The organism is Bacillus sp. AFS088145 (assembly GCF_002564465.1).
GTDB lineage: Bacteria > Bacillota > Bacilli > Bacillales > Bacillaceae_G > Gottfriedia.
Window position 1 is genome coordinate 1 of the sequence record NZ_NUUX01000042.1, and the last position, 16,657, is coordinate 16,657.

Genomic DNA, 16,657 nt, shown 5'->3' on the forward strand with positions numbered 1-16,657 from the left:
TGTTTAGTTTTCAAAGATCACCTTATCGCTCTGAGGCGACTTAAACATCTTAACATTCCCTGTCGAATGTTGTCAATGTTTTTTTAAAAGTTTTTTTCGTTGTCATTTCGTATTAATGTGACAACGTTTAATAATATAACATCTATAAAAACAAAATACAATACCTAATTTTAAATTCTTTTTATTCAGATAGTTTCTACCAGATTCCAATAAATAAATGATGTCCTTATTCCTTTAAAAAGATACATTCAATTATAAAAAAACTGGCTAAAAGTATTCCTTTAGCCAGTTAGTTAAATCTTATTTATGTCTCATTAATGGGAATAATAGAACGTCACGGATTGAAGGAGAATTAGTTAACAACATAACTAATCGATCAATACCTATTCCAAGACCACCAGTTGGTGGCATACCATGCTCTAATGCTTCGATGTAATCATCATCCATCATATGTGCTTCGTCATTACCAAGCTCACGTTCTTTAAGCTGTGCTTCAAAACGCTCTTTTTGGTCAATTGGATCATTTAACTCTGTAAATGCGTTAGCATGTTCACGTGCCACAATAAATAACTCAAAACGATCAGTAAAACGTGGATCGTCAGAATTCTTTTTCGCAAGCGGTGAAATTTCTACAGGGTGACCAAAAATAAATGTAGGTTGAATTAATGTTTCTTCAACTTTTTGTTCAAAGAATTCGTTAATAATATGACCAACAGACATATTCTCATTAACTTCAACATTATGTTCTTTAGCATATTGTCTTGCTTGCTCAACTGACATTTCTGGCCAGAAATCTACTCCACAAGCTTCTTTAATCGCATCTACCATATGAAGTCTAGTCCATTTTGGCTCTAGGTTTACTGTGTACTCACCGTAAGGAATAGTAGTAGTACCTAAAACTTCTTTAGCGATATGAGCGATTAGATTCTCTGTAAGTTCCATTATGTCAGCATAATCAGCATAAGCTTCATATAATTCAATCATCGTAAACTCTGGGTTATGACGAGTAGAAATACCTTCATTACGGAATACGCGACCAATTTCATAAACTTTTTCAAGTCCACCTACAATTAGTCGTTTTAAGTGTAGCTCAATTGCAATACGCATATATAATTCCATATCAAGCGCGTTATGATGAGTGATAAACGGTCTTGCAGAAGCTCCACCTGCAATAGCATGTAGCATAGGAGTTTCAACTTCTAAATAACCTTGGCTATCTAAATAACGTCTCATAGATTGGATAATTTTACTGCGAGCAATAAATGTTTGTCGGCTTTCCATATTCATTAAATCTAAATATCTTTGACGGTAACGTTGCTCAACATCTTGTAAACCATGGAATTTATCAGGAAGTGGTAATAACGCCTTTGAAAGGAATGTATATTCTTTAACTTTAATAGATAATTCTCCTACATTCGTTTTAAATACCACACCTGTAACACCTACAATGTCACCTAAATCAGTAATATCAAAGATTTCATATTGTTCTTCACCTACAGCATCTTTACGAACGTAGATTTGAACTTGTCCATTTAAATCTTGAACATGTGCAAATCCAGCTTTACCTTTACCACGTTTAGTCATTACTCGACCTGCAAATGAAACAACAATCGCTTTTTCTTCTAATTCTTCTTTAGAATACTGGTCAAATTGTTCTAATAAATCATTTGAAGAATGTGTGCGCACAAACTTTTTACCGAATGGATCGATACCTTTTCCTTCAAGTGTTTTTAATTTCTCCCTACGTATAAGGGCTTGATCATTTAATTCTTCGTGACTCATTTTCTCAACTCCACGTAATTATTCAAAAATATTTAAATACAATATAATTTTAATAGAAAAACTGCCAGTATTTCGATCTGGCAGTTTTGTTTACTATAACTTATTATATTTTGTCAAGCGAAACCTGTCAAACTTACAAAGCTTGAGTAGCTTTCATTTTTTCTTCCACTTCATTAACGTATGTTGCTAACACTTCAACCATTTGAGCACGAGTACTAACCTCGTTAATTTGATTTCGAACTAATGCAGTGCCTTTTAAACCTTTTAAATACCATGCTGCATGTTTTCTCATTTCCAATACAGCTACATGTTCATTTTTCAAATCAATTAAACGGTCTAAATGCAATAAACATACATCAATTTTTTCACGCGCTTCTGGCTCAGGCATTAATACACCAGATTCCAAGTATTTAACTGTACGATAAATCATCCATGGATTTCCTAATGCAGCTCGACCAATCATTACACCATCACAGCCTGTTTCATCTAACATACGCTTGGCATCTTGAGGAGTCTCCACATCACCATTACCGATTACGGGAATCGAAACCTGATTTTTAACTTCTTTAATCCAGCTCCAATCAGATTTCCCTTCATACATTTGATAACGAGTTCGTCCATGGACCGCAACTGCTTTTCCACCCGCTGCTTCAACTGCTTTTGCATTATCTACTACATATATGTGATCGTCATCCCATCCAAGACGCATTTTAACTGTAACTGGTTTACTAACATTCTGTGCTACAGCATATACCATTTCATGAATTTTGTTTGGGTCTAAAAGCCATTTAGCTCCTGCGTCTACTTTTGTAATCTTAGGAACAGGACATCCCATATTAATATCAATAATATCTGCATTCGTATTTTCGTCAACGTACTTAGCAGCTTCAACTAATGTTGATTTTTCTCCACCAAAAATTTGTAAGCTTAATGGCTTTTCACGTTCATCCATATAAAGCATATCTAATGTTCTTTTATTATTGTGTAGAATAGCTTTATCACTTACCATTTCTGCGCATACTAAACCTGCACCAAATTCTTTTACAGTTAAACGGAAAGCTGAGTTACAAACTCCAGCCATCGGTGCTAATACGACGGGATTTTTCATCTCGATGTCACCAATTTTTAGCACATCCCATCCTCCTTCTATCTACAAGAAAACTCTATATTGATAATTCCTCTACACTTACTTTTAATTGTTTTGCACAATCATGCAAAAATTGTTCAGTCGGCATACGATTCCCTCGCTCAACTTCACCTAACACAGAAACAGAAACTCCAAGGTTTTTTGCAAAGCCTTCTTGGGTAAAACCTTTTAATTTTCTAAAAGCCCTAATCCGTCTACCCCACTTTTCAGCTTCCATAATCGAACTCCTTTATCCTCTAAAAATTTAGTTTCAACCTTAATTGATTGGTTAATTTCTTTTAAGGGGATTAATACAAAGCTTCTTTCAAACATTCTCGGGTGCGGTATTCTTAGGTGCTCAACTTCTATATCTTCGTGATTATAGAGTAAAATGTCAAGGTCTATCGTTCTTGGACCCCAACGTAATTCCCTTTTTCTACCAAGGTTTTGTTCGATTCCTTGCGTAACATCAAGTAATTGAAGTGGTGTTAAATTGGTAGAAATTTTAATAACGAGATTTAAAAATGGATCTTGGTCTACGTATCCAACTGGGTCTGTTTCATAGATAGAAGAGATTTGTTCTACTTGAATGTCGGGATGATTCACTAATTCCCTAATAGCCTTTGTAAGAAAACCTTCTCGGTCGCCTATATTCGTTCCTAAACTTAAATATGATTCATTTTTCATATGCGACCTCTTGTTATTTCAACTGCTACAAAATCATAATGTCCTGGTATTGGTGGATCTGGTTTTATGACTTTTACAGTACATTGTTGAATTAAATCATATGTATTTAATATTTGTTTGGCAATCTCTTCAGCCACTGATTCTACTAAATCATAAGAATGACCTTGAACTACTTCTTCGCAGGTTTTAAATAAGTCTGCGTAACTTACTGAATACGCCAAATCATCTGTTTCTCCTGCTTTTTTTGTATCTAATTCGACAATTAAATCAACATTAAATCGTTGCCCTAATGTTTTCTCCTCTTTAAATACACCATGGTAGCCATAAAATCTCATACCTGTAACATAAATTTTATCCATTTTTTACTCCAATCCTTAACATTGCGTCCATCATTTTAGCCATACGGGAAATCGCTAATACATCATGTACTCGTACAATTTCGCAGCCTTTCGTAATACCTAAACAGACTGTAGCCCCTGTACCTTCCATTCGCTCATGTACTTCAGTACCAAGAACCTCTCCTATAAACCTTTTTCGTGAAGTACCAAGTAACACTGGATAATCCAATGCTTTGATTTGCTCCATTTGGTTTAAAACCTCTAAATTCTGCCTAGCCGATTTCGCAAAACCAACACCCGGATCCAAAATTATCATTTCATCCTTTACACCTGCGCGTTTTGCTATATTAATACTTTCAACTAAATCACAGACAAGATCACTCATTAAACTATAATAGTTTTCATCTGTTCGATTGTGCATTAAACAAATTGGAACATTGTACGCAGCAGCCACTTCAGCAATTTTTGGGTCTTTCTTTGCTCCCCAAACGTCATTAATGATTGTAGCTCCCACTTCAACAGCTTGTTTTGCCACTTCAGATTTATATGTATCAATGGAAATTGGGACATCAATTTCTTTAGATAATGCTTTAATAATCGGAACAACTCTTCTTAACTCTTCGTCTTCGTCAACTATGGCGGCTCCAGGTCTTGTCGATTCCCCACCTACATCAATAATTTTTGCTCCATCAGCAATTAACTTCTTTGCATGTTGTATCGCTAATTCAATTTCGTTGTATCGACCACCATCAGAAAATGAGTCCGGGGTTACGTTTAAAATCCCCATTACAATTGTTTCATTCTGAATTGGTAATGAGTAATTTCCACAAATCAAGGGTTTTGTTGCTCTTCTCACGCTTGTTCACTTCTTTCCATTTCATTCATGCTTAATAAGGATTTTCGGTGAATTCTATAATCCTTTTGCAAATCCTTTATTACGCTACTTTCACTAACATTAAAGATCTGCTCGCCAATTACTGTAACAGGAATAATTTCTTGGATTGAGTTTGAAATAAATATTTCATCCGCTTTTAACAGCTCTTGTTCAGTGTAGAAGCCCTCTTCAACTGTAATCCCTTTTAATTTAGCCCAATGAATCACGAACTGTCTCGTTATCCCATTCAAGATTCCCGTATCAACGTGTGGTGTATATAATCGACCTTGGTTAATAAAGAAGAGATTCGAAACGATACCTTCTGAAAGAAACCCATCTTTGTTTAAAAAGATACCTTCTATACTTGGTGAGTTACCGATTTCTTTTTTACCGATAATATTATTTAAATAATGATGAGACTTTAAACGCTCTTTTCCTTCAGGAGAGTTGCGAGGGGTATTTAGTATTACCCCTTCTTTCTCTAAGATATTACTTTCATGCATAGGTTTAATAAAAATGATGGTATTTGGATTCGAATACTGACCAGTGTATAAACCTATTTCACCTTCACCTGCTGAAACATTTAAACGTATATACGCATCTTGTAAACCATTTAATTCAATTAGCCTTTTTAAAATCGTTTGAATTTCCTCATCTAGCAAATTCCACTCGATATTCAAGTTTAATAACGACTTTCTTAAACGTTTTAAATGATCAAATAATAAAAATGGATGCCCATCATAGATCCGAAGTGTTTCAAATACTCCTAAGCCATATAAAAAGCCATGATCAAATGGAGATATTTTCACTTCATAATCGTTCAAGAATTCTCCATTAAAATATAGTTTCATACTGTACTCCTAGACGGTTTATATGCTTGTAAAAAGTTTCTAAGCATTTCTTTCCCGAATTGTGACATAATCGATTCCGGGTGAAATTGTACTCCTTCAATCGGTAATGTCTTATGTTTTAAAGCCATTATTTCTCCCTCATTCGTCCAAGCTGTTATTTCAAGCTCCTCAGGGAACGTTTCTTTTTTAACAATTAAAGAGTGATATCGTGTCACATCAATTGGTGATGGTAGATCATTAAATAATCCTAAACCTTCATGTGTAATTGCAGATGTTTTTCCGTGCATTAAGCGTTCTGCACGTACTACGTCGCCTCCAAACACTTGAGCGATTGATTGGTGACCTAAGCATACGCCTAAAATTGGGATTTTCCCAGCAAAGTGTTCAATTGCTTTTAAACTGATTCCAGCTTCGTTTGGTGTACAAGGACCTGGTGAAATCATCAAATAAGATGGGGCTAATGCTTCGATTTCTTCTATAGTAATTTCATCATTTCGTTTTACAATTAACTCTTCACCTAATTCGCCTAAATATTGAACTAGATTATAGGTAAATGAATCATAATTATCAATCATTAATATCATTTTACATTCCCACCCAACTTTGCTTTTTCTTCACTTACTTTCTTAGCTGTCCATAAAGCTTGAGCTTTCTTAAGACTTTCTAAATACTCATGTTTTGGATTAGAATCTATAACAATGCCAGCACCAGCTTGTACAAATGCTTGCTGGTCTTTTGTAATCATTGTTCGAATCGTAATGTTCAACTCCATATCTCCTGTGAAGCTAATCCATCCAACAGAACCTGTATAAATGCCACGCTTGGTCGGCTCTAGTTCTTCAATAATTTCCATCGTACGGATTTTTGGAGCTCCTGTAATTGTTCCCCCGGGAAATACTGCTTTTAATAAGTCAAATGAATCTTTACCCTTTTGTAGCTCACCTCTAACATTTGAAACAAGGTGCATTACATGCGAATACTTTTCGATTACTAATAGTTCGTCTACTTCAACAGTTCCATATTCGCATACTCTTCCTAAATCATTGCGCTCTAAATCAACTAGCATAATATGCTCAGCTTGTTCTTTTTCATTGGAACGTAGTTCTTCCATCAGTTGTTGTTCTTCTTCAACTGTTTCACCACGAGATCTTGTACCTGCTATTGGTCTTGTCCAAACTTCTTGATCACGTTTTGCTACTAATAGCTCTGGTGAGCAACTAACAATTTGAAACTCTTCAAAATCTAAATAGGACATATATGGTGAAGGATTTATTTCTCTAAGCTGCTCATATATATACAGTGGTTCTGTTACAAGTGTCTCAGATTGTAGCACCGATAAATTCACCTGGAATACATCCCCCGCACTGATATATTCTTTAACATTTCCAACAGCATCCGTAAATTTTTGTTCAGACATATAAATTGTTTTTTCAATCTCTTCGGAAGAAGTTCTTCTAGATAAATCGATTTGCTCAATTTCACTAATGTAGAACTCTTCTAAAGAGTCTAGTCGTTCTTGTGCCTGATCAACATTTTTCATTTCATCTATAACAATAAAATATAATTGATTTTCTTGATGGTCATAAATAACAACTTCATGGAAGATTAATAAATAAACATCTGGAATATTGTAAACATCCTCAGCCATTGTTGGTAGGTCTTCGATATAATGGTTACAGTCATATGTGAAATAACCGATTGCCCCACCTTGAAATGGTGGTAGGTCATCTCTTTTTTCCGTTGTGTATTTAGATAGATATTCCTTTGCTAATTCAATTGGATTTCCTTCATACTCCACTTTCCCGGAGCATCCTTCAATCCCTACTTCGACCGTTAATTTATTATCCTTCCCATATAACTTCGCAACAGGATTAGATGCCATAATTGAATATCTACCGTCACGACCACTTTCAAGAAGAACGGCATTCTTTTTCTCTTTTACCGTTTCTACAAAGTATTTAAAGAAAGGTGTAGTATATTTGATAACTTTTGAAAAGATTTCATAATTCATGTGAATATCCCCCTCTGATAGCGCTTCTTTTTTCATTTTACACAAAAAGTAAGAAGTATACATCAAAGCATTTTATGGAAAAACAAAAAAACCCTTTGCTCACTTGCAAAGGGATTTTAAATTTATTATTTAATCCATCAAAAAATTACTCAAATTGGAATAATGCTGTGCTTAAATAACGCTCTCCATTACTTGGAATGATCGCAAGTACTTTTTTACCTTTTCCAAGTTTTTTTGCAACTTGTAAAGCAGCACTAATTGCAGCACCAGAAGAGATACCTACAAGTATACCTTCTTCTTTTGCTACTTTTCTAGCCGTCTCCATTGCATCGTCATTTTTGATTTTAACGATTTCATCATAAATATCCGTATTCAATGTTTCAGGGATAAAACCTGCGCCAATACCTTGAATTTTATGCGGACCTGGTTTACCACCTGATAAAACTGGAGAGTCTTCAGGTTCAACTGCGACAATATTAATTCCAGGGTAAGCTTCTTTTAAAACAGCTCCTGCACCGGAGATTGTTCCTCCTGTACCTACTCCTGAAATAAATGCATCAAGTTGGTCTCCCATTTGTTCAACAATTTCAGGACCAGTTGTTAAACGGTGAACTTCAGGATTTGAAATATTATTAAACTGCTGTGGAACGAAATATCCATTTTCTTTTGCTAATTCATCAGCTTTACGAATTGCTCCTCCCATTCCTTCAGGGCCTGGAGTTAGAACTAATTCTGCGCCATATGCACGTAATAAGTTTCGTCTCTCAATACTCATTGTTTCTGGCATTACTAGAATTGATTTGTAGCCTTTAGCAGCTGCTACCATTGCTAATCCGATACCAGTATTTCCACTAGTTGGTTCAATAATTGTATCACCTGGTTTTATTAAACCTTTTTTCTCCGAATCCTCAATCATCGCAAGTGCAATACGATCTTTAACACTGCTACCAGGATTCATAAACTCTAGTTTTAAGTAAATTTCCGCGCTGTCCTCGTCTACTAATCTGTTAAGTTTTACAATTGGAGTTCTACCGATTAATTCGTAAACTGAATTTGCAACTTTCATTTCATCCACTCCTAATTCCTAGTATATTGACCTGTTTAATATACATTATGTAAAAAACAAAAGAATCTGTCAATTACTTTCTCCTATACATAACTTGTATGAAATTCATAATAAATTATGAAAAGAAAGCTCGACAAATTCCTTCAATTTTCACCTACAATTTGTTAATTAATTCTTTTAATTGTTCATCAGAATAATGATAAGGTTGATTACAGAAATGACATGTTACTTCTGCTTCTCCATCCTCTTCTAATATTAATTCCAATTCTTGTTTACCAATGCTTAAAAGAGCACCCTCAATTCTCTCTCTTGAGCATTGACATTGGAATTTTACATCCATCGTTTCTAAAACTTTAACCTCTTCTTTTCCTAACACTTCATATAAAATTTCTTCTGGAGTCAGGCCTTCTTCAATTAGTTTAGAAACTGGTTTAATTGTTTTTAAATGATTTTCAATTTGCGTGATACATTCTTCACTTGCACCAGGTAAGATTTGAATAATAAATCCTCCACTTGCTAAAATCGAATGATCTGGGTTTACTAATACGCCGACACCTACAGATGAAGGTGTTTGTTCAGATACAGCAAAATAGTAAGTAAAGTCTTCACCAAGTTCACCTGATACAATAGGCACCGAGCCTGTGAAAGGTTCTCTCATACCAATATCTTTAACAACCGAGATTGTACCTACAGTACCAACAGCTTTTGCTACATCAATTTTTCCATGTTTGTTAAGTTCAGTTTGTACATGCGGATTTTGTACATATCCTCGGACTTCACCTTTTGCATTACTATCGACTAAAATATGGCCAATTGGGCCATTACCTTCAACTTTTAAAGTTAACTTCTCATCGCCTTTTAACATAGCACCCATCATTGTAGCAGCTGTTAGTGTACGACCTAATGCAGCAGAAGCGTTTGACCACGTGTCATGACGTTCTTGAGCTTCTTTTACGATATTTGTTGATCTAACGCTATATGCACGGACTTCACCGTTAAAAGCTAATGCTTTTACTAAATAATCTTTCATGTTGTACCCCTTTTTATGAATTTCGTTTATAAATTAAATGTAGACCTTTCAATGTTAAATATGGATCCATGACATCAATGATATCCGATTCCTTAGATATTAATGATGCAAGTCCGCCTGTTGCTATAACAGTAGGTTCTACCTTTGCTTGAGCTTTCATTCGTTTTACAATACCTTCAACTTGACCTACATAACCATATAGGATTCCAACCTGCATTGCTTCTACAGTTGTACGACCGACAATATTAGAAGGTCTTGAAAGCTCTATACGAGGCAGTTTTGAAGCCTTTGTATAGAGTGCCTCTGTTGAAATATTGATGCCTGGTGCAATTGCTCCACCGATGTAATTTTTATTTTCATCTATATAACAATATGTAGTAGCTGTTCCGAAATCTACAATAATCAGCGGACTTCCGTATTGTGCAATTCCAGCAACCGCATTAACAATTCGGTCCGCGCCAACTTCTTTCGGATTATCATATTTTATGTTTAAACCTGTTTTTATACCAGGACCAACGATTAGTGGCTTTTGTTTAAAATATTTTGTTGCCATTCTTTCCAGTGAGAACATAATCGGTGGGACAACTGATGAAATAATAACTGCATGAAACTCATCAAACCCAATACCTGCATATTCAAGTAATGAACCAATGACCATACCGTACTCATCTTCTGTTTTATATCGATTCGTCTCAATTCTCCAATGATGTATTAACTCATCTTCTTGGTAAACACCTAAAACAGTATTTGTATTTCCTACATCGATTACAAATAACATATACTCCACCGTCTCTCCATTTCAAAAATAAAACTTTTATTTTATATTTTTTGTCTCAAGTACATTTTTTAATCACTATAAAAATAATGATAACACAAGTTGATAGTAGTTTAAAAATAGATGCTTTCTGCTGTGGACATAGGTTCATATTGGTTTATTAAAACGTTTCAATGAACCAATTTCCCTCATGATTTTGGCCTACTTAATTTTCACCAATAAACAAAAGAAAGAGTGTCTAGAAAGACACTCTTAATTTTTTATTCAGTAATTTTAGGCTCAGTTGGTTCATCATTCTTTTTAGAAATGTTGACTTTAACCTCATCTTTTGAAGATGGAGATGTAGGAAGTGTGCCTTGTTCCCAAAGACTCTTAATTCCTTTTGCATCTAAAGTTTCCACTTCTAATAATGTGTTAGCAAGCAAGTCTAATTTATCGCGATGCGTCTTAATAATATCAGTTGCTTTTGCATAACAGTCTTTAATGATTGTTTGAATCTCTACGTCGATTTCATAAGCAATTTTATCACTATAATTTTGTTCATTATTAAAGTCTCTACCAAGGAATACACTTCCTCCTTGAGATTGACCAAACTGTAATGGACCTAGTTTATCGCTCATACCGAACTCAGTAACCATACGACGAGCAATACCTGTTGCACGTTGGAAGTCATTATGAGCTCCTGTACTTACTTCACCAAATACCACTTCTTCAGCAACACGTCCACCAAGTAGACCTGTAATTTTATCAAGTAATTCTGGTTTTGTCATAAAGTAACGATCTTCTTTTGGAAGCATTACTGCATAACCACCAGCTTGACCACGAGGTACAATTGTTACTTTATGAACCATTTCAGCTTCATCTAACACTTGGCCAATAACCGTATGTCCAGCTTCGTGGAACGCAACAATTTTTCGCTCTTTTTCAGATATAACTTTATTTTTCTTAGCAGGTCCCGCAATTACACGATCAGTTGCTTCGTCAATATCAAGCATATCGATTTTCTTTTTATCACGACGAGCCGCAACTAATGCCGCTTCGTTTAATAAATTCTCTAAATCTGCACCAGAGAATCCAGGAGTTCTTTGAGCAATAGCTTTTAAATCTACATCTGGTGCCAATGGTTTATTTCTTGAGTGAACTTTTAATACTGCTTCACGTCCTATTACATCTGGACGATCTACTGTAATCTGTCTGTCAAATCGACCTGGACGTAATAATGCTGGGTCCAGAACATCTGCACGGTTTGTTGCAGCGATGATGATAATACCTTCGTTAGCACCAAAACCATCCATTTCAACAAGTAACTGGTTTAATGTTTGTTCACGCTCATCGTGACCTCCACCTAATCCAGCGCCACGTTGACGACCTACAGCATCGATCTCATCTATAAATATGATACAAGGAGCGTTTTTCTTCGCGTTTTCAAATAAGTCACGAACACGAGAAGCACCGACCCCTACAAACATTTCAACGAAATCAGAACCACTGATTGAGAAGAATGGAACTCCAGCTTCTCCTGCAACAGCTCTTGCTAATAATGTTTTACCTGTTCCAGGAGGTCCTACTAATAGTACCCCTTTAGGAATTCTTGCACCTAATTCAGAAAACTTACGAGGATCCTTCAAGAACTCTACTACCTCAACAAGCTCTTGCTTCTCTTCATCTGCACCTGCAACATCTTTAAACCGTACTTTCTTTTTCTCGTCATTATATAGACGAGCTTTGCTCTTCCCAAAATTCATAACACGGCTTCCGCCACCTTGTGCATTATTCATTAGGAAGAAGAAAAGGATGAAAATAATGACAAATGGAATGAGTGAAGTGAAGATTTGCACCCATGCACTTGTTGTTTCAGCTGGATTCCAATTAGCCTTTATTTTATAGTCAGCAACTGCTTTGTTAACTATTTTTGTCGTTTCGTCACTAATTGGTACTTGAGTTTGGAAAGATTCGCCTTTTTTTACGTCTGTAAAGTGACCTCTTACTATGTACACTCCATTTTTAGGTTGGATAGATGTTAAACTGCTAACATCTCCTTTTTGTAACTTAGTATAAAATGTATCGTAACTTACTTTCTTAACTTGAGATTCTGGCCCATTGAAATATGTAACAACACCAATCACAACTAAGAAGATTAATATGTAAAAGACTGTATTACGGAAAATTCGATTCAATTCCAAACCTCCTCTCTTTCAATTTAATTACTTTATATAGTAGCATAGTTATACCATGTAAACAAACGAATAAAACTTGACTTATTTCGTGTAAACTTCAGGTTTTAAAACGCCAACATATGGCAGATTTCGATAACGTTCAATATAATCTAAACCATATCCTACTACGAAAGCATCTGGTACTTCGAAGCCAACTAAATCAGCCTCAATATTTGCTTTACGTCCGCTTGGCTTATCTAATAAAGTAACGATTTTAACTGTATTAGCTTTGCGATGTTTAAATAGTTCAACTAAATAATTTAAAGTTAGACCACTATCAATAATATCTTCTAGAATGATTACATCTCTTCCTTCTACAGAAGTATTTAAATCTTTTACAATTTTTACTTCACCAGAAGAAACTGTACTATGTCCATAACTAGAAACATCCATAAAATCAATTTCGATATATGTATCAATATGCTTGATAAGGTCAGACATGAACGGAAGAGCTCCTTTTAAAACACCCACTACTAGTGGAAAGCGGTCTTTGTACTCTTCAGTTAGTACTGCACCTAATTCTACTACTTTTTGTTGAATTGCCTCTTCACTTACTAATACTTGTTGAATGTCTTGTTTCATTTTTTCCTCCTAGAAACTCTTAGAAACCACCTGTATTGCAATGAGTGACTCATCTGTCGAAAAATTTCTTTCAAATGCAGATTTCTTTACGAAAGGTACCCATAATATATTATTTTGACTATCCGTAATTATTGGCCATTCATCACGTAATGATTGTTTCATTTTTTCATCAATAAATATATCTTTTAACTTTTTTGACCCATTCATACCCTTTAATGACATTCGATCACCATTCTTTCGATTCCGAACAATGAGTGGAAAAGAAACATCCTTGATAGAACAAATAAACTTGTCATTTTTTTGTTCAAAACATTGATTGTTTAATTCAACTTTAATTGAAAAACCATTTGGTAGTTCGTATTCGCCAGGCTCATTAATCGAAATAGTATAATCCTTCACATTCATTTGTTCGAATGTAAAGAGGCATTCATTATATGAGCGAATGACAAAAAGTCCTCCAGGTAAATGCTGCTCCCACGTAGATTTTTCATTTCGTAATAAAGTCAGAATTGAATTAAGATGCCCTTGTGTCAAGCCTTTAGGGATAGATAGGTAGACATAATCTAATATTAGTTGAATACATCTTCTTTGTAAAGATATAGGCACATTTAAAAACTGTTTAACGTCAATAGTGACTGCTTGCTTTTCTTTATTTTTTATAACTGTATTCATTGCGTCTTCAGTTAATTCCATTAAATATAGATCATCTTCCAATTGCTGTCTACTAAACTGCTGGAATCTTTTATGTGCAGTTGGATTTTCTTCAAAAATAAAAGGTAGAATATGATGTCTAAATCGATTTCTTGTGTAAACATCTTTATCATTACTTGGATCTTTTCGATGGATAATACTTTGTTCGTGACAATATGTAGTTAATGCTTGTTTTCTTAAATCTAAAAAAGGACGAATAATTTCGCCTGTACTAAAAGATCTCTTTTCCCTAATGCCAGCGTAACCGACCTGCGAGCTACCTCTTACTAAGCGCATTAAAATCGTTTCAACTTGGTCTTCCCCATGATGACCTAACGCTAAGTAATTTGCTTCATATTTATTCATCACTTCGTCAAAAAAACGATATCGACATTCCCTTGCCGCCAATTGACTACTTAAACCCGTTTCCTCGATATACTGATTCACATTTATGCTCTTACCTTCATATTGTACGTTGTTTTGGAGGCACCAGTTCTTAACATATTCTAAATCATCTAAAGATTCTTGTCCTCTAAACATATGATCTACATGTGCGATAATAATCGAGAACTCATATTCTTCCCTAATTGATAAAAAAGAATGAGCTAACGCCATTGAGTCTGGACCTCCAGAAACACCGATCACAATTACACTATTTCTGATAATATTGTTTTGTTTTATAAATTCCTTTAATTGATTAATTACCATTTACCTATACTCCTAAATGAAAGTAAAATTCATATCTATATGTTACCATTCACACACATGGAGTACTATGATTTACATCTGATAATAAAAATATAATGCATAAGCCAAGCCCATTAGCAGGAGAATGGTCGACGTTTCGAACCAGTGAATTCTTTTTTTCTTTTGCTTCACTTGGACATTGTTCCCTGCTCTTGTCTGTGTTGATTGGTTAGGTTTTTGATTCTGATTAGTTGCATTTCTAGGTTGATTTGTAGGCTGGCTATGTTTTTTTGATTGTGTTGATTGATTAGCTGTCTGATTTTGCTTTTTCGATTGCCTAGTTTGATTCATCGTTTGTGTTGTAGTAGCTTGATCCTTTTTACCCTTCTTCTTTTTTGTAGCATTTATCTTTTGTTCATACATTAATAGAGCTTGTTTCATAGCACTTGCATTAACATACTCCCCTTTTAATCCCTTCATTAGAAACTCTTTATATGGATTAAGGGTTTGGGTTTGGGTTATTACTTGTTCAATTTGATTTATTCCCAACCCATTTTTTAAAAACTGCTTTTTACAATGCAAGTGGATAAAAATCATCGTAACAGCAAATAAGTCATAGGAAATTTCTGCTTTTCTAGAACCTAAGCCCCAGTAACCACGATCAAAGAACTCCGTAAACTCTTTAACTGCACGTCCAATTTGAGTAACGCCTCCAAAATCGACCCACTGGATTTTATTTGGTTCTTTCGTAACTAGTAGATTATCTGTTTTTAAATCTCCAAAAATAAAGCCTTTATGGTGTAATTTATCTAACAATGATAAAACTTGTATGATAAAAATACTACTCCATTCTATTCCATTTCTTTCAATAAATTTTGGTAAACTTACACCATTTACATATTCCATAACATAGTAATAGCAGCATTCATTTGTTACTGGATTTATATAGTCATCTACATCGATAAAAGAAGGCCCAAGGATTGAATCCTGGACCTGTGTGATTTTCTTTAAAACATTTACTTCGTTCGTGATATTAGTAGAATCTTTACTCAGCTTAATAGCAACATCTCCAGTTTTTCCAGAAGCTAGATAAACTGTTCCATTTGCTCCATTTCCAAGTAAACTCTTAATTTCGTATTTGTTTTTATTCCACTTTCCAGTAATGAGAGTCCCAGGCGCTAAATTAATCTGCCCATTCAATTGATTGTTCATCATCACCATTATTACCTCTATTGTAGTTTTGTTCGTTAAAATAGTTTAAAGCCTCACGTAGAGCAGGACCGGTTGGCGTCATACCGCCCATCGTTAACTTAGGAAAAATTGTGTTTAGTTTTTCTAACTTAGGTGTCCAATCTAGTAATTTATCTACATCGTCATGTTTCCCAGGAAATATAAATAATGAGTAGGCATTTTCTCCTGTTCTTGAGTTTAAACTAATTTGTAAATCAAATAATGATTCCTTAACAGTTTCTAATTTGTCTTTCATACTAGCACTCGTATCTACTAAAATAATAACTTCTAAACCTACAGTTTCACCGATATCCTCTACAACCTCATATACCTCTTCTCGCTTTGAAGGAGGAAGTGATTCAATCGAATTGCTATCGCCTAAAATTTGCTTTAATTCTTTATTAACAAATCCTTGAATTGTTTGTGTCATCGCTTTTCTAGTAACCATCTGGACAGTTTGAGAAAGTTGCTTTGTGTAAACGACTTGACTAATCCCACCACCAGCTTTAGCAATTTCCTCGATTTCCTTTAAACCGTCACCACTTTGTACATTTTCATCTAAAATTCCAATTACATTTACTGTAATACCATATTCTTGTGCCAAGCTTGAAACAGCTAACGGATCTTCACCATGGTTTGAATAACCATCAGTTATTAATAGAATTTGTTTTAATTTACCCTTATACATACAAAATCCCCTCCGCGTAAAAGT

At 34.8% G+C, this 16,657-nt stretch carries 17 protein-coding genes; all 17 read right to left on the reverse strand.

Annotated features, from left to right (window positions below; translation table 11 throughout):
* Positions 1-300 precede the first annotated feature (300 nt).
* The 17 genes from lysS to COI44_RS20780 all read right to left on the reverse strand — a co-directional run bounded on the left by lysS (position 301) and on the right by COI44_RS20780 (position 16,633).
* On the reverse strand, positions 301-1,782 hold the full coding sequence (gene lysS / locus COI44_RS20700; RefSeq protein WP_098429616.1) for a lysine--tRNA ligase: 1,482 nt from the start codon (positions 1,780-1,782) through the stop codon (positions 301-303).
* Positions 1,783-1,915: 133 nt separating this feature from the next.
* On the reverse strand, positions 1,916-2,914 hold the full coding sequence (gene dusB, locus COI44_RS20705) for a tRNA dihydrouridine synthase DusB (RefSeq protein ID WP_098429617.1): 999 nt from the start codon (positions 2,912-2,914) through the stop codon (positions 1,916-1,918).
* A gap of 31 nt (positions 2,915-2,945) precedes the next feature.
* Complete coding sequence (locus COI44_RS20710; RefSeq protein WP_056474403.1) at positions 2,946-3,146, reverse strand: helix-turn-helix domain-containing protein; 201 nt, start codon at positions 3,144-3,146, stop codon at positions 2,946-2,948.
* On the reverse strand, positions 3,098-3,595 hold the full coding sequence (gene folK, locus COI44_RS20715; RefSeq protein ID WP_091024811.1) for a 2-amino-4-hydroxy-6-hydroxymethyldihydropteridine diphosphokinase: 498 nt from the start codon (positions 3,593-3,595) through the stop codon (positions 3,098-3,100). The genes COI44_RS20710 and folK overlap by 49 nt, the downstream gene beginning before the upstream one ends.
* Positions 3,592-3,954: a dihydroneopterin aldolase gene (folB, locus tag COI44_RS20720; RefSeq protein WP_098429618.1), complete on the reverse strand. Its 363-nt coding sequence runs from the start codon at positions 3,952-3,954 to the stop codon at positions 3,592-3,594. The genes folK and folB overlap by 4 nt, the downstream gene beginning before the upstream one ends.
* The gene (gene folP, locus COI44_RS20725) at positions 3,947-4,720 is read right to left on the reverse strand and encodes a dihydropteroate synthase (protein WP_098429652.1); all 774 of its coding nucleotides are present in this window, start codon (positions 4,718-4,720) and stop codon (positions 3,947-3,949) included. The genes folB and folP overlap by 8 nt, the downstream gene beginning before the upstream one ends.
* Positions 4,721-4,785: 65 nt before the next feature.
* The gene (pabC, locus tag COI44_RS20730) at positions 4,786-5,658 is read right to left on the reverse strand and encodes an aminodeoxychorismate lyase (RefSeq protein ID WP_098429619.1); all 873 of its coding nucleotides are present in this window, start codon (positions 5,656-5,658) and stop codon (positions 4,786-4,788) included.
* Positions 5,655-6,242, reverse strand: coding sequence for an aminodeoxychorismate/anthranilate synthase component II (pabA, locus tag COI44_RS20735; protein ID WP_098429620.1), 588 nt, complete (start codon positions 6,240-6,242; stop codon positions 5,655-5,657). The genes pabC and pabA overlap by 4 nt, the downstream gene beginning before the upstream one ends.
* Positions 6,239-7,669 (reverse strand): anthranilate synthase component I family protein, encoded by a 1,431-nt coding sequence (locus COI44_RS20740; RefSeq protein ID WP_098429621.1) that lies wholly within the window; start codon positions 7,667-7,669, stop codon positions 6,239-6,241. The genes pabA and COI44_RS20740 overlap by 4 nt, the downstream gene beginning before the upstream one ends.
* Before the next feature lie 145 nt (positions 7,670-7,814).
* Positions 7,815-8,735: a cysteine synthase A gene (cysK, locus tag COI44_RS20745; RefSeq protein WP_098429622.1), complete on the reverse strand. Its 921-nt coding sequence runs from the start codon at positions 8,733-8,735 to the stop codon at positions 7,815-7,817.
* Positions 8,736-8,889: 154 nt separating this feature from the next.
* A complete protein-coding gene (gene hslO / locus COI44_RS20750) occupies positions 8,890-9,765 on the reverse strand; it encodes an Hsp33 family molecular chaperone HslO (protein ID WP_098429623.1) in 876 nt (291 codons plus the stop codon).
* A gap of 13 nt (positions 9,766-9,778) precedes the next feature.
* Positions 9,779-10,543, reverse strand: a complete 765-nt coding sequence (locus COI44_RS20755; RefSeq protein WP_056474433.1) for a type III pantothenate kinase — start codon at positions 10,541-10,543, stop codon at positions 9,779-9,781.
* 257 nt (positions 10,544-10,800) lie between these two features.
* A complete protein-coding gene (gene ftsH / locus COI44_RS20760) occupies positions 10,801-12,717 on the reverse strand; it encodes an ATP-dependent zinc metalloprotease FtsH (RefSeq protein WP_098429624.1) in 1,917 nt (638 codons plus the stop codon).
* A gap of 81 nt (positions 12,718-12,798) precedes the next feature.
* Complete coding sequence (gene hpt / locus COI44_RS20765) at positions 12,799-13,338, reverse strand: hypoxanthine phosphoribosyltransferase (RefSeq protein ID WP_088014785.1); 540 nt, start codon at positions 13,336-13,338, stop codon at positions 12,799-12,801.
* Positions 13,339-13,347: 9 nt separating this feature from the next.
* Positions 13,348-14,736, reverse strand: a complete 1,389-nt coding sequence (gene tilS, locus COI44_RS20770) for a tRNA lysidine(34) synthetase TilS (protein WP_098429625.1) — start codon at positions 14,734-14,736, stop codon at positions 13,348-13,350.
* 72 nt (positions 14,737-14,808) lie between these two features.
* A complete protein-coding gene (locus COI44_RS20775; protein ID WP_179887211.1) occupies positions 14,809-15,930 on the reverse strand; it encodes a protein kinase domain-containing protein in 1,122 nt (373 codons plus the stop codon).
* Complete coding sequence (locus COI44_RS20780; RefSeq protein WP_098231490.1) at positions 15,899-16,633, reverse strand: VWA domain-containing protein; 735 nt, start codon at positions 16,631-16,633, stop codon at positions 15,899-15,901. Before COI44_RS20780 ends, COI44_RS20775 begins: the two co-directional genes overlap by 32 nt.
* Between the last annotated feature and the right edge of the window lie 24 nt (positions 16,634-16,657).